Here is an 18,914-nt window from a genome sequence, read left to right as displayed (position 1 = left end):
TTTTATTATACTATACCTGCCCCGCAGCGCAATGGCAGAAGGACAAGATAAACTGGATTCGGTTTGGTCAAATCCTGACAAATCAGGACATCCCCTTCAAAAGAAAAACCGTTCACAAAGGCCGTCATGGAATCGAAAAAATGAAGGGGAAAATGCCCTCTAAAACACCCCGATTTCGGCTCGCAGTTGCCCCATTTTTTAATCATAACGGAGTCAAAAAGGGCCTGTTGCCCCATTTTTAATCAAGAAAAACAGGGTCAGAACAGTTCAAATCCAGCCAGAAACAGACAAAGGGCAACAAAAGATGTGAAATAGAAAAACCCCGAAAAACCGCAGTTTTTCGGGGTTTTTGAGCATCTTTGAACCAGTTTGAAGTGCTGATTAGCGCTTGCTGAACTTCAAGGACTTGGTGCTGTCCCTGCCAAACATCCGGTAATCCTTTCGCTTTCCACCTGATTTTTGGCTTAATACTGCGGTTTTTCTGCACACCAGATTCTAATTTTCATCCTCGTGCAAGACGCACGAAAAGCAGGTTTTGCTCCTTATGTGTGCCTTGCGTATCGCTGCCCAGGGCGACGCAGGACAACGGTAAGGAAAGACACTTGGTTGCTGTTCTTGTCTTCACCTCAAAATTAAATTCAGACACGGAGGACAGCATAATGGAAAAATACATTTTCGATCAAAGCAACGGCCTTTGGTATGCACTCCAGGGCAACTACTATATCCCCTGCTTAGTGCTGGATGAAGCGGGGACATCTTCTATTGGCATGTGGGGCAGAAAGCACCAGCAATACCTGAAAGAGCATCGACCTATGCTCTATTCTAATCTCATTCTCAGCGGAAGATTGCTCAGCTATCTGGCTGATATTGATACCCAGGCACGAAACAAACTCCATCTGCTCATAACACAGCTGGCAGAGAAGGAGGGTATCAATGAGCAGCTGAAAGCGCAGGATCAGATGGCATGGGTGGGAGCTATGAATAACATCCGAAACCGGGCAGAGGAAATCATCCTCCAAGAGCTGATCTATGGGGAGGATGCCGTATGAGACTTCTTGAAGAATTTTGGTATGGCAACATTGAACCGACCGAATACGACACAAACGCCTGCAAGGAATACAAGGAAGTGCTTCACCTGATTACCCGAAATGAAGAAAAGCTTCAGGCAACCATGACGGATGAACAGAAAGAACTGTTCTCTCGATATACGGACGCCGTTCGTGAGTATCAGACCATGGCAGAGTGCCTGCTGTTCCAAAATAGCTTTAAGCTGGGTGCCAGAATGATGCTTGAGGTCATGGACGAATAACAATATCAACGATCAGCCGGGTAGTAGTTAGCTACTCGGCTGATTTATTACTTCTACTCGACGATCTGCTCGTACAGCGCGTCTGTGATCTGACGCATTATTTCACCATTGATGTCACGCATATTGGAATAGCGTGAAACATCAATACGCACTATATCAGAAGCCTTCAAATCGCTATCTATTTCGGGACATTCACACCTTATTTTCTCTAAATAACGTTCGCTCTTAAATGCTACATATTGTTCTTTTTCCTTTGTGGAAAGCGGCCAGAAAGCGCATTTATAATTAAACCTTGAACGCAATTCAGGAGGAAGAAATTCTCCGATCTTTTCCTTAGGCATATTGGAAGTAAAGACAATAATGTATTTATCTAAGTCATACTCTCGTCCTAAGGAGTCTGTAAATTTTCCTTCTTCAAGCAGCTGCAAGAAAAAGTTATAAACGGGTTTGCTGGCTTTTTCAAATTCATCTATCAGGATTACCTTACTTCGGCTACGCATAAGCTTGTCCGGTAATTCACCTTTATTACTGCCAATATAACCTCGTGGACTACCAATCAAACTATTCAGTGCATCTTGAGCACTATAATTGCCGAAATTAATTTTTATCATTGGTTCCTCTGGTGCCAACTTCTGATGGAGCAATCTGGCGACTTCTGTTTTACCAATGCCCGATGCACCACATATTAAAACAGAGAAAATCGGCTGTTGGCCAATTCGATTGAAAAGCCTATACTTTGTTAATTCCTCCTTTAAGCGTTTTTTGAATAGTTCGTTGCCAAAAAGATTTTGATTTAAGTAATCTAAGATATTGTCAAAATCAGACTGATTAACGTCAACAATATTTTGAATTGGGTCCTTTTCAATTTTAAGGAAGCTCTCAAGCTCAAGAACTTTATCAATTTTGTAATACAGCAAATCTTGAACTTGTTTGCTATATTGACGCTCGATAATGACATACAAGGCAACAGACTGCTCTTTTTGAACAGCATTCAACATAAGTTCTGCTGGTGCAACAAGAGCATCAGCCCGATCTTCGCTATAAAATAATGAAGACAAATCAATAAAGACCGAGCGAGTACCTGCAGGAAAGTCAAATTTTGATTGATCTTTGGCGAAAAAAGACCAACTTAATATTTGCCCATCAGCTTCTTCAATTGCTTTAACAACACGCTCTCGGTTCTTTCGATCGTACTCATAAATACTTACTCTATCCATAATAACACCTAAGCATTAAGGTCCTGAATAATTGCAATAACATCGATGTAATGAACCTTCCCCTGCGTACCAGAAGCATTCGGAATATCTTTTTTAGCCTCTTCTTGGACGCCATCTTCAATATCCATACCACTGTCTTGAAAATCGACTGTCTGCTCTTGATTCTTTTTACTGCTATCGTTTAACGCCATCATGCGATTGATCTTTCGCTCAACATCACTGCGTTCAAATTCTCCTCGATAAATGCCAAGCACAGTAACTTTACCGATCTCAATGTCCGAAATGCTGTACTGACTTTCCATTTCATTTTCAGCGCTCATGGGAATTTTGAGCATCATGTGCTCATTGGAGCCAAATCTATGTGGCAACTCACCGCAAAGAACATAGGCGGAGCCTTTAAACATTACCTCCACAAGAGAGGTGAAGTTCATATTACCAATGCCTTTAACAGGTACTTGACTCACCAAACCACTCATAAGCGCTTTTGTAGCCAAAACATCATTGGAATTTACGACAGTAAGGTAAACATCTTTAATTTTTACCAAATTCCCAACCTTGCTATCGTCCAACCGACGCACTTCTTTGGCTTTTTCATAAATAGGTTTGAGAATTGTTGATTTAGAGCTTACTACTTTTACGGTATCTTCCACTCCATTAGATCTACTATGAGATAAATTACCATTTAGATCTATGCTGGGCAAATACTGACCAATAACGGGAATCTTTGAAGCAGCGCTTGTAGTGGCATCCATATCACCCGCTAATGATAGTTCTGTGTTCTTAATACGAGTAATTTTCTCTACTATCTGATTATCAAACAACATTGAAATTTCGGAAGCTTTCTCGTTGTTGATATAGTAGATATTAAACATATTCTTCAATTAATCCCCTCCTTGCAGCCCAATTCTTTAGCCACGTTCTCTTGAAGCCTATTCCTGTGCACCTTTTTTTAGATTACAATCCCGGCAAAGCATTTGACAGTTATCAGGCGTTGTCTTGCCGCCTTTGCTCCAAGGTGTAATATGATCAGCGTGCATCTGTTCAAACTCAAATTCTTCACCACAAATAGCACACTTATGTTCTTGCTTCTCGTAAGCAGCCAGAGCATCTCGGCGGTCAAAAGCACGAATCGACAATTTCTTTTCTTGGCCAGTCAGCAGGTACTCATAAATACCGGATTTTTTGGTCACATCTTCATCGCCCATGAGTCGCTGAATTTCCGTCTCCAGCTTCTTGGGGTCAAGGTCTGTCCGCTTGCCGTGCTGATTGTAGAAAAGGCCCCACGGAAGCCCCTTCATTTCTTTGCGCTTTTTCGGGAAAATCGCTTGTACCCAGTCGATCACAGAGCGGAAATAGTTCCACAACTGCACCGCACTTGGGTCGTTCTGATGCTCAGCCATGTACGCTTCAATGGTTTTTCCTTCAGCGCTGGCCGCCCAGAAAATAGCCGTTTCAAGGTATTCCTGACGGATAGAAGCGCCTTTCAAATAATCACCAGCCAGCGTACCTGCTGCGCAACCGGTCTTAGAGAAATACCGCTTTGCGTCAGAAGTCCAGCTACCGGCATAGACGGCGTTCCGCAACTCCTGATCGGTCAATTCTTCGCCTGCAATATTGATAATACGGAACCAATCCAGCTTTTCGCTGTCCGTACCATCACAGACATACACAAACAGGGGATAGTCAAGAATCTGCTGCTTCTTGTCGGCCGGAAGATTATAAAAATACTTGTCATCTACAGAGAAGGTACCGTCTACATACTCGCACAGGGAAATGGTACGCTGCTGACCATCCAGCACCTCGAATCCGTCGGAACCATCCTCTTTCTTTACCTTACACCAATACATCACGTTAAGCGGCAAGCCCTTCATGACAGTGCGAATGACTTCATCACGCTGAGCGTCTTTATAGACGAACTCCCGCTGATACTTCGGTCTTATATCAAGGCGCTCGTCGTAGCCAACGACACCTTCCTCTGCGTCGTTGAAGTATCCCTCACAGACTTCACCGACAGTCACTTTTAGTTCATTGATCTGCATATCATTTCACCTCTTTTGGCGGTTCTGGGTGTTTGTTTCGAATGAAAATTCGTTTATACTTTCGGGTTCCATCAATAAGGGGCTGAGCAACACCCGAATCCTCATGCCATAAACCATGAGAAAATCCTTTCCCTTCACTTTCGGTGCAGCCTAAAATTTCAAACTGATCTGGACTGTATTTATCCATAAAAGTAATAGGAACGCCCATTACGCCATCGTAATTACATGGAATATCGCATGTTTTAGATACTTCAACGGCGTCGTAATTATCAAACATTGGATATTCAGCAGGATTATAGCGCTTTACCAGAATCATCTCTTCATGGCGCTGCTTCAAATCAAGGTTTGTATACCAACGAACACCTTTGACCCGAATATACCGCTTTCCATCTTCATCTACACCACAGCCCGCAGCATTTAGCGGATAATCGTCTGGGACATAGAACTTCCGGTCACCCGAATGGATACTTGCTCCAAACCAGAGCTTATTCTCCATAATCAGAGGGAAAATCTCTTTGTATGTAATTGCGTTTACATTGCCGATTATGATGAAGTGCTTCTGGTGTTCCATCAACACCGCTACATAGTCACGGAATAACGAAAATGGGGGATTTGTGACCACAATATCGGCTTCATCCAACAAATCCAGACATTCAGGCGAACGGAAATCGCCATCGCCCTCCAACTCCACCAACTCGTTTTCGCCGGAGCGGAACAGTTCTGCCACATCCAGCATGTCCACACCGCCGTCGCCTTTCTTGTCATATACTTGAGTAACCACAGCCTTATAAGGACGCTTGCTTTTATTCTCTTCCACGCCCTTATCTTCAAAGTAAAAAGTCATCTGGCCGTTTGCGTCACAACCATATTGTAACTGCTGCCCTGCAATCGGAGACGAATAGTAGCAAGTTGCAATCAGCTTTTTCAGCCCCAAACGATTGAAGTTCAGAGCAAAATACTTAAAAAAGTTGCTCTCAAACGGGTCATCGCAGTTACACAGCACAGTCTTACCTTGGAAGTGCTTGCGATAATACCGCATTTCCTTCTCAATATCAGTCAACTGCGTATAAAATTCATCCTTCTTAGCTGTCCTTGCAGCACCCAGGTCAGCGTTCTTTGCCATTATTGCTCTGCCTCCTTTGCCTGATATTCTTTCAGCCATTCACGCAGAAGGGCAGAAACCGTCATGTCTTTATCCAAAGCAATCTGCTTGAGCGCCTTGCGCTCTTCCCGTGTCATCGTGATTGTCAGATTTACCATGTTTCTTTCTGCCATAATCGTTTACCTCGCATGCACATTTAATTGTGTACTTGTGTAATAGTGTACCACAAAATGTCACATAAATCAACAAACTTAGACCGGCTCCATCTTTGTTTTATAGCTGTAGATAAGATATTTCTCCGCCTTGTTTGACAAACAGGAGGCCAGGTAAAAACCCAACCTCCTATTTGTTAATTATCGCGACTCTCCTCTATCAATCTCGTTTCTTCTATGCTGCGAAAAATACGCCCACAAATTATTCCGAGAAATTACAGTTTCATAGCTACGGAGCTTCCTGCGGAGATTACCATTTTCCTTCTCCAAGTCCGCTGTGTGAAGCTGACCACGAATAGACTTGTACTCTGCCAACTCTGCGGTCAGTGCGGTGACCTTTGCTTTCAACTCACTTATTATTTTCATCGCTGCATCCAGAGCCATTTGCAGCTTGGATTCCTTGCGCTCCTGGACATAGAACTTCTTTGCCGCAGCTGCCAGATTTTCATATTCAGAACGATCCAACATGACTTTTGTAGAAAAAGGAACTGTACGGGGTTCTATTTGCTCCACTTCCTGAACGGCAATCTGCTGTTTTTGAATTTTCTCAATCTTCTTTTCCAGAGAAGCTGCCTGCTGCTCTTTCTGCTGCGTTTGTGCAGTAAGTTGTTCCAATCGCTCCTGTTCCCGTTCCACCTTGAACTGTGTCACGGTCAAATGTTCCTCGGAACTGCCTCGTTCTCCACGCTCCACATCTGTATATCCTGCGTTGCGCATAGCTTTGAAAAAATCATCTTGGAGAACGCTGTAAGACTTCCGCAGCACGGACTTTCCATTCTTTTGGCGAATGGGCTCTCCCTGTTCATCCAATGCCGGTTTGGACAACCATTTTTTGCTGCTGCTCACCTGCATGATCGTTTCCTTGACGGTTCCCACAAGTGATTTGTCTTTGCACCTCTTGGACCAGAGGATCTGCTTCTCCACAACTGGAACATAAACCACATGGAGATGATAATGGAATACATCCTGCCCCAGTGCTTCGGACATGGCCCGGTTACGCTCATCGGCGTGCATAACAGCGGAGAGAATATACTGTTCGCCGCCAACGATCTCTATGGCAGCTTTGTAAGCGTCCCCATAAAATCGCTTGGCAAACTCATACCCGCCATGGTTATAGAAGTAGGCGGAGTTGACATCAAAAATCAGTTCCCCGTAAAGGTTGGCATCTGATTTCAAACCACGAGTGGAGATTATGCCATCCTGCTCCATCTGAGCAAACATCTCTGCATATCCGGCGGTAGGTTTCTTAAAATGGATGTTCTGAGGGGTGCATTCTGGTATAATATCTGGGTTGGTATAGGATTCTTTTTCTCGTTCATTGTGCCGCTGGGCATTTCCGATTTTGGCGGCAGTCAAGTTTACGTTTCTTGCACTGGTACGGTCAATCCCGTCGTTTCTCGCCATAGAGCTCCTTTCACGTTTGTACGGCCTGCGGGCCGGGGCGCACTTCCTGCGGAAGTGTAATAACCCACTATGATACTTTCATCCTGCGGCTGCAAAGTATCGTGGGGTCCTGCGGACCGCTCCCCCTTTGTCGCTCTGCGACATTTCCCCCACACTGTGGGGGAATCTTCCCCTTGGGGGATGCGGCTCCTGCGGGAGTCTCCCTGTCTTGCGTGTGCTATCCACACAGCAAGCCAGGTGTGTCCGGCATCCTTGCTCCTGTAAGCAATCCTGCCGACCACAGTTCGGGAAAATCCTCCGGATTCTCCCGAACCATCCATCTCCAAATCTGCGGATTTTTCGATGGGGACGGTGGTGCGATACCAGAGTGCAACTCTGTGCAGGAAATGCAATAAATGCAGAAAATTCCGGTTTCATGCTGCGGGGTTCACAATGATTTTCACATCGGCTGGTCTGCCCACAGACTGGCGTTCCGGTTCTTCCAGCCGAATGTATCCATGTCCCTCCAGCAGTTCCAGCGTCGGAAAAATCTCCTCCGTTTTCTTAAAGAACTTCCCCCGGCACATCTGAAAAAGCTCAGAACGTTTGATCACCGATACGTTCTTCTTTTTCAGCTTTGCCAGGACAAATTTGGCTTTCTGGATGGTTAAGTCAGCGCCCATCATGGAATAGGCGTAGGTGGAATGAGCCAGAAAGTATTTGCCGATCTGAATCGCCTTGCTCATCGTAGAAGCTGTCACTTCTGCTTTGTCATCTTCCATATCAGCACAGTGCAACAGTCCCGCAATCCGGAGTACGGCACCGATATATTTGCTTGCCCAATCGGAAATTGCCTGCCCCTCGCCAACCAGAAACTTCTCATGTTCCTGAAAGTAATCGGCCATCAGGTCAAAGGCTTTTTCTGAAAGGTGTACCGTCTGGGCATCTCCACCAATCGGCAGAGCCATCAGGCGAAAAATCAAGCTGCGGTAAGCGGCAACTACCTCGGGCGGGATCGGCTGGGTGCGAAAGACCCGGCTGCCAATTTTGGACGGTGGGGACGCATACAGGAAGCGGGCAATCAAGCCCCGCCCGGTCATGGTAGTATTGGACATGATTTCATCCAGCACACTGGGCTGAATAGAGAGGATAGCCGACAGTGCCGGGTGCATGATGCACTCTGCTTCACGGGTCATTCGATCCACATAAATGGCATCTCCACAATGACCTTTCAGCCAGACATCAATGTTGGATTTGTTGGAATACCGTCCGGCCATGATGTCAAAGATACCGCCCTCGGTGGAGATCACGGAGAACACTCCGTTGTTGGCCGCCATTAAGCTGGTCAGAGCTTCACTGGAACAATCGTCCGCAAAAAAGCGAACCGGCTTTAATTCTGGAGTTTCTTCCAGCTGCTCCTGAAGCTGCCGCAGCTCCAGCTCCATTTCCCGACTTTCCTTGCGCTCCAGCTTCTTTTGCAGACCGGAGATCTGGCGCTCCAGAGATTCCCGCTGCAAATGGTTTTCCCGTATTTCCATGGTGTGCGCCTTGTTATATTCCTGCTCATACTCATAGAGGAATGTGGTCATATCCCGCATGACGCTGGACTTTCGCTCCCCCGGTGCGGCGATTACCACTGTGTACAAGCTCAAAGGTTCATAGTATCCCGGCGTTCCCTCTATCTTGTATTTTCCTTGTAAGCAGGTTGCCAGCACACCCAGGCTGATCACCGCTGCCATGTCCGGGGCAGTCTGACTGTGTTCGGCCACCGCACTCACATAATTCCGAATTACATCCGGGAGAGCGTCTACCGGAAATGCAGGCAGATCACTCCACTGTGGCGTCAGCGGAACAATAGGTTGAAAAACCGGTGACGGCTCCGCTTTTGGAGTGTAGATTTCCCGGCAATGCTCGATTGCCTTCTGAATGGTGATTGCACCATACGTTGTGCCGGATTGCTGCCGGTCCCATTTCTCCCGCATCAATCCCGAGTGCCGGAACATAGTGTCCATCTTGGCAGCATCCCGTCCTGTCCAAAAGGCGAGATGACTGCACAGTGCCAGATCGGCCTCTGATGGGGACGAATATCCCTCCAACGAACCGTTCCAAAGGGCTGTGAACGCTGCCCCATTCTTACTGCTTTTTGCCAGTTGCAGAAGCTGGTCCACGCTTAAATCAGAGTTTTTTGCATTTATTGCATTTTCTGCGCCTACCTCTGGCCTGCGCATGAACTTGTCCAGTAACACTTGCAGCTCCTGGGTCCGGTCCCCATACTCATAATCCTCACAGCGGTTTCCGGTCACGGTGACATATTTGTTGGTTGCTCCCGCCACATAAACCTCTATTCCAGCCTGATGGTTCATAATGTAAAATCGCTTGGTATCATACTGAAAGCCTTTTGCCGAAAAGAGGATGTGCAGACCGTTTCCACTGGGGCTGTACTCGGTATAGCTGTGCATTAAGGCCACAATTTCTGCGGCGGTCTGGGTGTAATAGCCGCTGTCTGAAACGCAGTTATCCAGGTCAATCGCACAGATGCCGTTGAAAATGCCAATTCCGATGCCATCATATCCGCTGGCCTGCACTGCTGTTTTATAAGGTACAAAGCTGGAAGGATCGTTGCTTTTCGCTCCCAGGCCGGTTTCCGGCTGGTATGGCACCTTCGTTTTCCTTCCATTCCGTTCCTCATACTTCCAGCAGCAGAACAGACCATTTTGTATGATGCTGTCTGGTAAAGCTGTCAAATTCTGTTCCTCCTTAAATAATTGTTGAATTTGGCAGCTGTCGTGTTATAATATCCTTGCTGAGTGATAGTCACACGGCAGCTGCCGTTTGTACTGTCCGCCAAGAGTTCTCATCTGCCAGGATGAGGGCTCTTTTTTTATGCGGTTTCCGGCTGGAAGTATCCAATTTCCTCCCACACCTTTCTGTCGGGGCAGTAGTAGTTGTACTCGTTGGAGTTTTCCAGCTTGATCGCATAGCCGAATTTCAGGATTCCCTGCTGCAAACCAATGCGCACATACTGGGCATCCTTGTGCATGGCGGCTGCAATCTCGGTGATGGGGACATTGCGTCCAGTGAAGGGCGGCAGTTCGACATAAACTTTCTTTTCCATGTTAATGACCTCCTTATTGCTGATATGCGAATTATTAGTTCGTATTTTGATTATAAGCCATCCAAGACTGCTTGTCAACACTGAATACGAAAAAATTATTCGTATTACGACCTTGCAATTCGCACAGCCTCGTGTTACAATACAAACGAGGTGATGACAATGCACAGCAACCCAGCCGAAATTGGCGAGAGAATCAAAGCTGCCCGCAAGGCAGCTCACTTGAGCCAAACAGAGCTTGCACAACGCCTGGACAAGACGATGCGCACAGTTCAAAAATACGAAAGCGGTGAAATTGAGCCATCCATAGCAATGATCAATGCCATCGCCAAAATCTTAAACATATCTCCGGCAGACCTAATTGGCTACCAGAAACCCGAAATCCAGTTGGACAGCCTGGCTGATGTGATTGCGGTTCTTTACCAGTTAAACAAGAAGGCCGGTATCCGGTTCGAGATCGATGTCCAGCGCCCGCCCCACAGCGAAGAATGGTCCTGTTCCCTGAAATTCAAAGGGAATGACCACTCCGCCGAGATGAATGATTCCCTGTGTCTGATTTTGGAAGAGTTCCGGGACGAACGTGAAAAACTGGAAACCTATTGGACCGATGCGGAATCCTTTGACCGCTGGATTGAAAAGGAACTGGCCTACTACGCAGATGCCAAGTTGCAGGACAAGGAAGTGGAAGTCCTCTCCGATTTGGAGCGCATTCAGCGGCGCAACGAACTGGATCGGCAGATGCTGGAGAAAATGAAAAAGGCCGCCGAGGAAAACGGCGACCAGGAATAACAAAGGGTGTTGCATACCCTTTATCAAATTTAATTCAAACGCTGGGAGAAAGGAAGTTTGAGATTTTTTGAGATTACCCAACGGATATGGAAGCGTCAAGAAAATGTCCGGAAAGCGAAGAAGGCCCTATGCAGTGAGGAAAACGGTAGGGTGGCACGTCAATCCTGAAACAGGGAAAACCGTTCAGGAACAAATCACCATCGGCTATGCGGCAACCAGAGCAGAGGGGCTGCAAATGCTGGCAGAGTACAACAACAATCCCTTTGACATCAAGGCATCCAAAGCCACCTTCCAGGAGGTCTATGAACGCTGGTCAAAGGAGAAGTTTCCCACCATCTCCAAGTCAAATGTAAAAGGCTATGAGGCGTCCTATCGGGTATGCGGAACACTTTACAACAAGGTATTTCGGGATATTCGGCTGATGGATCTTCAATTTGTGGTGGACACCTGTGAGAAGAATTACCCCACTCTGAAAAAACTCAAGGGGCTGTTCAACCAGCTGTATGCCTACGCCATGAAAAACGATATCTGCAACAAGGATTACTCCGAGTTTGTGGATTTGAGCCGGTACAAGGATAAGAATCCAAACAAACGTGACCGGAACAAGTTCACAAAGGAGCAGATTGCCCGCCTATGGGAGCTTGCAGAGGACCCGTACTATCAGATCGTGCTGATGCTGATCTACAACGGTTGCCGCATCTCGGAGTTCCTCGACTTGAAAAAGGAAAACGTACATCTGGAAGAACAGTATTTCGATGTGATCGCCAGCAAAACCGAAAACGGCCTGCGGAAAGTTCCCATTGCCGACAAGGTGCTACCATTCTACAAAGCGTGGTACGAAGGTTCTCAGTGTGAATATCTGCTCCACACACCGGATCAAAAGCACTTTGACTACAGGAACTACTACGACAGTTACTTCACGCCCCTGATGGAGCAGCTTGGATATGACCAAACGCCACACTGTACCCGGCACACCTGTATCTCCATGCTGACAGAAGCCCACGTAGACCAAACCATGATCAAGAAGATTGTGGGACACTCCGGTGCCATGACGCTCACCGAACGTGTCTACACCCACCTGGATATTGAAACACTGGTGGAGGCAATCAACAAGATCTAAACGGAAGAAGGAAAAGCCGTGCAACACAAAAAAAGCAGGAGATACGCTCCTTGCGGAACGATCTCCTGCTTCATAAGGCTTTTGTTTTCGCTTGCGATTCTTGTTCCTTGTGTGCTCCTTGCTTGCTTCTTACGAAGCAAAACGGAACACTCCTGAGGAACTCTCACAACTCCAAAACCATCCAATTTTCTGCAAAACAGCGTCCAAAGACGTACTGAGAAGCAGTGGAAATTATCTCTTGGGTAAGTGAGATTAGCGCTTGCTGAACTGGGGAGCGCGACGGGCGGCCTTCAGACCGTACTTCTTACGCTCCTTCATACGAGGATCGCGGGTCAGGAAGCCGGCAGCCTTCAGAGAGGCGCGGAACTCGGGGTCCATCTCCAGCAGGGCGCGGGAGATGCCGTGGCGCAGAGCGCCAGCCTGACCGGTGACGCCGCCGCCGGTGACGGTGGCAACCACGTCCACCTTGCCGATGACGCCGGTGGTGTTCAGGGGCTGACGGACCACCATCTTCAGGGTCTCCAGGCCGAAGTACTCCTCGATGTCACGGCCGTTGATGGTGATGGAGCCGGTGCCGTTGGGGAACAGGTGCACACGAGCCACGGAGGACTTCCGACGGCCGGTGCCGTAGTGATAGGGCTTCTTGCTCTTATACATAGTCGGTTACCTCCTTATTCAACAGTCCAAGCCTCGGGCTTCTGAGCCTCGTGCTTGTGAGCGTCGCCACGATAGATCTTCAGGCGGCTCAGAGAGTCCTTGGTGATGATGTTGCGGGGCAGCATGCCGCGCACAGCCACACGCATAGCCAGCTCGGGCTTCTCCTGCATCAGGATGCGGTACTTGGTCTCCTTCAGACCGCCCACATAGCCGGAGTGGGTGCGATAGAACTTCTGCTCGCCCTTCTTGCCGGTGAGGACGGCCTTGTCAGCGTTGATGACGATGACGAAGTCGCCGCAGTCGGCGTGGGGGGTGTACTCGGGCTTGTGCTTACCACGCAGCAGGGTAGCGGCGGCGGCAGCGGTCTTGCCCAGAGGCTTGCCGGCAGCATCGAGAATGTACCACTTGCGCTCGATGTTACCCTTGTTTGCCATAAAGGTAGACATATCGGTTTCCTCCATTTATCTTGATTTATTATAAAAAAACACGGGGTTTCCTTCCTTTACAAGAAGGCGCAGGATGTATTATAATACGGGGGTTGCCTGGTGTCAACAAAAAAACATGCTTTTTTTAATTTGTGTTTTATATACTCCTGTATTCTCATGTGTTCTCTTGAATACTCTTAAAATCTCGTTTTCATTTTGCTATTTGGAGGTCAAATAAATGCAGCTGATTTTATCCCATTTGCGCCGTTGTATTGAGGATTATGATATGATTCAGCCCGGAGACCGTATCGCTGTGGGGGTTTCGGGGGGGAAGGACTCCCTGGTGCTGCTCACCGCCATGGCCCGGCTGCAAAAATTCTACCCCGTGCCCTTTGAGCTCCACGCCTTGACGGTGCATCCCGGCGTGCCGGAGATGGACTTCGGCCCGGTGCAAACCCTGTGTGACCAGCTGGAGGTGCCCTACCACATCATCCCCACCCAGATCTTTGACATTATTTTTAATGTGCGCAAGGAAAAGAATCCCTGCTCCATGTGTGCCAAGATGCGCCGTGGAGCCCTCCACAATGCCATGGCCGAGTTGGGGCTGAATAAGATTGCCCTGGGCCACCACTACGATGATGCTGTGGAGACCTTCTTCCTCTCCCTCTTCTATGAGGGGCGGCTGTCCTGCTTCCAGCCGGTGACCTATCTGGACCGCATGGGCATCACCCAGATTCGCCCCCTGCTCTACTGCGGGGAGGGGATGGTGCGGGGAGCTGCCAAGCGGCACAACCTGCCCATCGTCCACAACCCCTGTCCGGCGGATGGTAACACCCGCCGTCAGGAGGTGAAGGAGCTGGTGGCGGAGCTGTCCAAGACCTACCCCAATCTGAAAAACTATGTGTTTGGAGCCATGCAGCGCCTGCCCCTGCCCGAGTGGGGGCCCAGAGAGTACCGCCGCCGCCCCTTGGCGGAGGAGCCCACCAAAGAACATTGACCAGAAAAATGCCGTGGTGCTTGGTTGCACCACGGCATTTTGTGTCTGTCAGGATTTATTCCATTTCCACACCAGCCAGCCCAGGAAGGCTACAACGGTGACACCGCCCAGACCCAGGCCCAGGGTGAGCCCGGGCGCAGTATAGCGGAAGGTGACCTGGTGGGTGCCGGGGGTGAGTTCCACGGTGAGGAAGGTGTCCCAGCACACCCCGGTGTCCACCTTTTTCCCGTCCACGTAGGCGGTCCAGCCGTCCTCGGCAGGGATGGTGGTGACCAGAGTGGAGGGTGTGTCAGTGGTGGCCTGGAGGGAGACGCGGGAGTTGGTGACTGTGTCCACCTGGGTGTTGTCCAACAGGGCCAGCGCATCCCGGAGGGCGTCCTGGTCCAGCTGCTGCACCAGGGCATTCCAGTCCAGGCTGGACAGGGTGGTGTTGCAGGCGATGGTTACCTCCAGGTTCTCTCCCTCAGCAGGAGTGCCCAGGTAATGGATGCGCTGCTCCTCATAGGGGGTGAGGGAACAGCGGTACTCGCCGTCCACAGACAGAGCGGTGAACCCGTTTTGGTCCAGATAGGCGTAGACGGGATTCCCGGTGCCGTGGATGCGCAGGGTGATCTGGTTAGCACCTTCCTGTACCTCCAGGTCAATGGAGGAGAATACCTCTTGGGTGGAGCCGGTGAGCTGGTTGAGCAGATACGTCTGGGTCTCAAAGGGAGTGTACCCACGGGGAAGAATGGTGGAAACCTGTCCCTGAGAGACATAGGCCAGGGGCAGAGCGTCCGGGTTTTCCCACAGGGTCAGGCTGCCGCTGTGGCCCGCCTCTTCATAGCCGGGGAACTCCTGGTTGCTGAGCACATAGCGGACTCCCAGCAGGCTGTCGGTGACGGGGGTGGAGCCGTAGTAGACGCTCCACATCCAGCCTTGGGCAAAGCCCAGCTGCTTTAAAAAGGTGTTGACCTGTTTGTTATAAATGCTGCTGTAGTGGGTGATCCCGGCATAGCCGAAGGAGAGGGGGCTGTTGTCGCCCCGGTCGTAGGTGGCCCCCATGCGGTAGAAGTCGGTGTCCGCCTCCTGAGCTTGTTCCACCAGGGCCTCATTCTCCTGATAGTAGGCCACGTAGTCGGCGTAGGACTGGCAGTGGAACACCTCCCGAATGTCCAGCATGGTAGTCTGGGTGTTGTAGCCCAGCTCCCAGGCGGTGAGACAGAACAGCACCAGGGTGACCACCGGGGCCAGCTTCCAGGTGGTGAAGGACTTTGGCAGAGCTGCCAACACTTGGCCAGCCAGAACCACCAGGAAGAAGGAGAAGACGAAGCTGTACCGATAGGGGAACCAGTTGGGCATTTGGAAGAGGTGCCACATCTTGTCCAGGGGGGACAGCCACAGAGAGAGCACCAGCACCACCAACACCGCCAGAGCGGCCAGCTTGTTCCGGCCGGAAATGGCGGGATAGAAGAAAAAGACCAGGGCCAGCATCAAGATCACCGTGCCGCAGAACAGATAGGGCAGGGCAGAGTTGGTCAGTCCTGCCGGTTGGCCGGAGAACAGGCGGCTGGGCAGCTGCCACAGGGGAAAGTTGGTGAGACTGGAGTAGTCCATGGTGGCGTCCCCCAGCTTTCCGCTGAAAATGGCCAGCAGGGAGGGCACCCACATCCAGGCGGTGAGCCCCAGGGCGGCCAGAGCGGAGAGAAGGAAAGAACGGATGTGGCGTAACAGGTCCTTCCGCGCAGGGACCTCGCACCACCCCCGGTAGACCAGCCATATACAGCAGAAGATACCGATCATATAGGAAATGTACCAAGTGGAGATAAAGCACACCACAAGACTGCCAAAGAACAGCCAGGGCCGCCGCCCCGCCAGAATCCGCTCCAATCCCAGGAGGATGACAGGCAGCCAGATGAGCCCATCCAGCCACATGATGCACAGGGAGTAGGCGGCGGTGTAGGAGCACAGGGCGTAGCAGGTGGAGAGCATGGGGAGAAACAGGGCGCTGTGCCGGAGGTAGGAGCGCAGGAAGATGCAGCAGGTCAGCCCCGCCAGTCCCACCTTCAACACCGTGAGGAACATCAATCCCATGGGCATGTACTCATTGGGCACCAGCAGGGTGAGCAGGGACAGGGGGCTGGAGACGTAGTAGGAGAACACCCCGATGTAGGAGGTGCCCAGGGCCTTGGACCAGGAGAAAAACACATCCCCGTGCTTCAAGGCACAGAAGAACTCCACATACTGGGATGACATGTCGGACATCAGAATGGTGTTGTTCCCCCAGGGGGCCAGCCCCAAACGGGTATAGACCACCAGCAGAAGCAGGACGGGGACGAGAAAAGCCAGAGCGTATAGCAGGGGCGTGGGCTTGATACGGGATTTCAACAAAATCACCTCTTGTGGTGGAAATTTGGTGTGCCTCTGTGGGGGGCAATGGAAAAGGCTGCAAGAGGGGTATGCTCTTGCAGCCTTGTTCGAGTCAGCGCCGTCCGCCGCCTCGGCCACCGCCGAAGGAACGGCCTCCACCGCCGCCAAAAGAGCGGCCACCCCCGAACGAACGGCCGCCGCCCCCGAAGGAGCGACCGCCTCCGAAACTGCCAGGGCGGCTGGAGCGTCCACCGCCGAACCCGCCGCCGGGACGGGGACCGCGGAAGGAGGTGGAGGGGCCATGTCCCGGCCGTCCACCCATAGGCCGCCCACCCATGGGCGGGTGAGGGGGGTGGTGATGATGGTGGTGGGGACGAGGGGGGAACATCCAGAAGGGACGGTACATGTAGTTGGGGCCGTAGTAGCCGCTCCGATACTGGCGGTACCGGGAGCCCTCCCTCAGGGCCAGCACCACAAGTATCAGCAGGAAGATGATTAAGATATCCATAATACCTCCCAAGTTAGGCCAGATAGTGGGTCTGATACCACTGGGTCAGAGCGTCGGAGAGGGAGAGCAGGGCCTGGGTATAGTCTCCCTTGGCAAAGGGCTCCTCCATATATTCATGGGCATAGGCGGCGCAGTCATCGTCGGTGAACAGGTCGGTGAGACCGCTGCCCTGAATGAGCCAGTAGTTCTCTCCCGAGATGTCCAGCACCACCATGAAGTCGTTGGCGCCCAGGCCCATCTGTTCTGCCTGTTCCATGGCGTAGTTGCCCAAGTCGTCTTTTCCGTAGTTGCAGGTGAGACAGCCGATGACCACACCCATGGAGCTGTCCAGAGAGCGGTTGTTGCTCTCCAACTGCTTGATGCCGGAGGAGGTGAGCACCCCGGCCTGGTCCGAGACGAACCATGGGGAGTCCTGAGAGGCAGCGACGTGTCCGCCGCGGCCGGGTCGGCGGGCCAGGCCGATGCCCACCGCCAGGATGATCATCATGACGGTAAGCAGGACGGCCACGCCGGTTCGTTTGAATAGTTTCATCCAAGGTCACCCCGGGGATCAGCCCCGCAGTTCCAGCAGCTTCTGCTTCAGCTCGCCCTCGATGCGCTGAAGCTCCACCTCTGCCTCCCGGCGCTTCTGTGCGCCCTGGGTCTGGATGTCCATGACCTCGTCCAGGGTGGCGATGAGCTGCTGGTTGGTGTGTTGAAGGGTCTCCAGGTCCACAATGCCCCGCTCGGACTCCCGGGCGGCCTCCACGGTGCCCATGTGGAGCATCTCTGCATTCTTTTGCAGCAGCTGGTTGGTCATATCCGACACCGCGCTCTGGGCTGCGGCGGCCTGACGGGAGTGCTCTAACCCTAAGGCCAGCACCATCTGGCTCTTCCACAGGGGGATGGTGTTGACCAGAGAGGACTGAATCTTCTCCAGCATCAGGGCGTCGTTGTTCTGAATCATTCGGGTCTGGGGGCCCATCTGGATGGACACCATGCGGGTCAGCTCCAGGTCGTGGAGCTTCTTTTCAAAGCGGTTGCACAGGTTGGCGTAGTCGTTGTACTTCTGGGCCGCCTCCTGGGTTTTGGTCTGGGTGGCAGTCTGCTGGAGCTGGGCCAGGGTCTCGGTGCGGGCCTTGTCCAGAGCCTTCTTGCCAGCCAGGATATACATGGTCAGCTCCTTATAATATTTCGTGTTCAGATCATACATCTGGTCCAGCATGGCGATGTCCTTCATCAGGGTCAGCTGGTGGTTTTCCAGCACTGCCACAATCTTATCCACGTTGGCATCGGCCTTGTCAAAGCTGGCCTTCAGGGCCATGGCCTCCTTTTTCTTCTTCTGGAAGAAGCCGAAGATGCCGCTTTTCTCCTCCTCGCCGAAGGTCTTCAATTCCACCACCAGGGAGGACAGGGCCTGACCTACCTGGCCCAGGTCCTTGGTGCGCACGTTGTTCAGGGCGTTTTCCGAGAAGTCGGCAATGTTCTTCTGGGCGGCAGCGCCGTACTGAAGCACCATGGCGGTGTCGGTGAGGTCAATTTTCTGGGCAAAGTCCTCCACCATCTGCTGCTCCTGGGGGGAGAGCTGAATCTCTGCCATGGCCTCCTGGGGGGCAGGAGTGGGAGCAGCGGGCGCGGCGGGGGCAGAGGAGTCCAGGGTGGGATTCAAGGTGAGGGTGGGGGTGAAATCGGGATGGTCGTTCATGGTACATTCCT

20 protein-coding genes are annotated in these 18,914 nt (G+C 51.0%); 5 read left to right on the top strand and 15 right to left on the bottom strand.

Annotated elements, in window-relative coordinates:
- Nucleotides 1-5: 5 nt before the first annotated feature.
- Nucleotides 6-206 carry a hypothetical protein gene (locus tag B5F98_RS13090; protein WP_206418093.1) on the bottom strand — a complete coding sequence of 67 codons (201 nt, stop codon included), beginning with the start codon at nucleotides 204-206 and terminating at the stop codon, nucleotides 6-8.
- A 453-nt stretch (nucleotides 207-659) separates the two neighbouring features.
- On the opposite strand from B5F98_RS13090, the gene B5F98_RS04800 reads away from it, so the two are divergent.
- Entirely contained in the window at nucleotides 660-1,049 is a 390-nt protein-coding gene (locus B5F98_RS04800; RefSeq protein ID WP_087369957.1) for a TnpV protein, read from the top strand.
- Complete coding sequence (locus B5F98_RS04795) at nucleotides 1,046-1,309, top strand: DUF6809 family protein (protein WP_087369955.1); 264 nt, start codon at nucleotides 1,046-1,048, stop codon at nucleotides 1,307-1,309. The genes B5F98_RS04800 and B5F98_RS04795 overlap by 4 nt, the downstream gene beginning before the upstream one ends.
- Nucleotides 1,310-1,362: 53 nt before the next feature.
- Here B5F98_RS04795 and B5F98_RS04790 read toward each other — a convergent pair whose 3' ends face one another.
- The 8 genes from B5F98_RS04790 to B5F98_RS04760 all read right to left on the bottom strand — a co-directional run bounded on the left by B5F98_RS04790 (nucleotide 1,363) and on the right by B5F98_RS04760 (nucleotide 10,377).
- Nucleotides 1,363-2,526: an AAA family ATPase gene (locus B5F98_RS04790; protein WP_087369953.1), complete on the bottom strand. Its 1,164-nt coding sequence runs from the start codon at nucleotides 2,524-2,526 to the stop codon at nucleotides 1,363-1,365.
- Between the two features lie 8 nt (nucleotides 2,527-2,534).
- A complete protein-coding gene (locus B5F98_RS04785; RefSeq protein ID WP_087369951.1) occupies nucleotides 2,535-3,407 on the bottom strand; it encodes a hypothetical protein in 873 nt (290 codons plus the stop codon).
- Nucleotides 3,408-3,455: 48 nt separating this feature from the next.
- Nucleotides 3,456-4,565, bottom strand: coding sequence for a DUF262 domain-containing protein (locus B5F98_RS04780; RefSeq protein ID WP_087369950.1), 1,110 nt, complete (start codon nucleotides 4,563-4,565; stop codon nucleotides 3,456-3,458).
- Between the two features lies 1 nt (nucleotide 4,566).
- Complete coding sequence (locus B5F98_RS04775) at nucleotides 4,567-5,688, bottom strand: adenine-specific methyltransferase EcoRI family protein (RefSeq protein WP_087369948.1); 1,122 nt, start codon at nucleotides 5,686-5,688, stop codon at nucleotides 4,567-4,569.
- Entirely contained in the window at nucleotides 5,688-5,840 is a 153-nt protein-coding gene (locus tag B5F98_RS12930; protein ID WP_158099785.1) for a hypothetical protein, read from the bottom strand. Before B5F98_RS12930 ends, B5F98_RS04775 begins: the two co-directional genes overlap by 1 nt.
- A 180-nt stretch (nucleotides 5,841-6,020) precedes the next feature.
- The gene (locus B5F98_RS04770; RefSeq protein WP_087369946.1) at nucleotides 6,021-7,283 is read right to left on the bottom strand and encodes a plasmid recombination protein; all 1,263 of its coding nucleotides are present in this window, start codon (nucleotides 7,281-7,283) and stop codon (nucleotides 6,021-6,023) included.
- 413 nt (nucleotides 7,284-7,696) lie between these two features.
- Nucleotides 7,697-10,006, bottom strand: coding sequence for a DUF3987 domain-containing protein (locus B5F98_RS04765; protein WP_087369944.1), 2,310 nt, complete (start codon nucleotides 10,004-10,006; stop codon nucleotides 7,697-7,699).
- 137 nt (nucleotides 10,007-10,143) lie between these two features.
- Nucleotides 10,144-10,377, bottom strand: coding sequence for a hypothetical protein (locus B5F98_RS04760; protein WP_033121804.1), 234 nt, complete (start codon nucleotides 10,375-10,377; stop codon nucleotides 10,144-10,146).
- 159 nt (nucleotides 10,378-10,536) lie between these two features.
- Here B5F98_RS04760 and B5F98_RS04755 point away from each other — a divergent pair, with 159 nt between their 5' ends.
- Together B5F98_RS04755 and B5F98_RS04750 are read left to right on the top strand one after the other, a co-directional pair.
- Nucleotides 10,537-11,163, top strand: coding sequence for a helix-turn-helix transcriptional regulator (locus B5F98_RS04755; RefSeq protein WP_158099784.1), 627 nt, complete (start codon nucleotides 10,537-10,539; stop codon nucleotides 11,161-11,163).
- A gap of 133 nt (nucleotides 11,164-11,296) precedes the next feature.
- On the top strand, nucleotides 11,297-12,283 hold the full coding sequence (locus B5F98_RS04750; protein WP_338134529.1) for a tyrosine-type recombinase/integrase: 987 nt from the start codon (nucleotides 11,297-11,299) through the stop codon (nucleotides 12,281-12,283).
- A 252-nt stretch (nucleotides 12,284-12,535) separates the two neighbouring features.
- Here B5F98_RS04750 and rpsI read toward each other — a convergent pair whose 3' ends face one another.
- Nucleotides 12,536-12,940: a 30S ribosomal protein S9 gene (rpsI, locus tag B5F98_RS04745; RefSeq protein WP_087230881.1), complete on the bottom strand. Its 405-nt coding sequence runs from the start codon at nucleotides 12,938-12,940 to the stop codon at nucleotides 12,536-12,538.
- Nucleotides 12,941-12,954: 14 nt separating this feature from the next.
- On the bottom strand, nucleotides 12,955-13,386 hold the full coding sequence (rplM, locus tag B5F98_RS04740; protein WP_087230877.1) for a 50S ribosomal protein L13: 432 nt from the start codon (nucleotides 13,384-13,386) through the stop codon (nucleotides 12,955-12,957).
- 217 nt (nucleotides 13,387-13,603) lie between these two features.
- Here rplM and B5F98_RS04735 point away from each other — a divergent pair, with 217 nt between their 5' ends.
- Nucleotides 13,604-14,362, top strand: a complete 759-nt coding sequence (locus tag B5F98_RS04735; protein WP_087230874.1) for a tRNA 2-thiocytidine biosynthesis TtcA family protein — start codon at nucleotides 13,604-13,606, stop codon at nucleotides 14,360-14,362.
- A gap of 48 nt (nucleotides 14,363-14,410) precedes the next feature.
- Here B5F98_RS04735 and B5F98_RS04730 read toward each other — a convergent pair whose 3' ends face one another.
- The 4 genes from B5F98_RS04730 to B5F98_RS04715 all read right to left on the bottom strand — a co-directional run bounded on the left by B5F98_RS04730 (nucleotide 14,411) and on the right by B5F98_RS04715 (nucleotide 18,903).
- Nucleotides 14,411-16,729: a YfhO family protein gene (locus B5F98_RS04730; RefSeq protein WP_158099783.1), complete on the bottom strand. Its 2,319-nt coding sequence runs from the start codon at nucleotides 16,727-16,729 to the stop codon at nucleotides 14,411-14,413.
- Between the two features lie 94 nt (nucleotides 16,730-16,823).
- The gene (locus B5F98_RS12925; protein WP_158099782.1) at nucleotides 16,824-17,219 is read right to left on the bottom strand and encodes a hypothetical protein; all 396 of its coding nucleotides are present in this window, start codon (nucleotides 17,217-17,219) and stop codon (nucleotides 16,824-16,826) included.
- A 13-nt stretch (nucleotides 17,220-17,232) separates the two neighbouring features.
- On the bottom strand, nucleotides 17,233-17,751 hold the full coding sequence (locus B5F98_RS04720) for a TPM domain-containing protein (protein ID WP_087369934.1): 519 nt from the start codon (nucleotides 17,749-17,751) through the stop codon (nucleotides 17,233-17,235).
- A gap of 18 nt (nucleotides 17,752-17,769) precedes the next feature.
- Nucleotides 17,770-18,903 (bottom strand): toxic anion resistance protein, encoded by a 1,134-nt coding sequence (locus tag B5F98_RS04715; protein ID WP_087230866.1) that lies wholly within the window; start codon nucleotides 18,901-18,903, stop codon nucleotides 17,770-17,772.
- Between the last annotated feature and the right edge of the window lie 11 nt (nucleotides 18,904-18,914).

It is taken from the genome of Pseudoflavonifractor sp. An44 (assembly GCF_002161675.1).
Lineage (GTDB): Bacteria > Bacillota > Clostridia > Oscillospirales > Oscillospiraceae > Enterenecus > Enterenecus faecium.
This window is presented reverse-complemented; position numbering and strand designations above follow the sequence as displayed.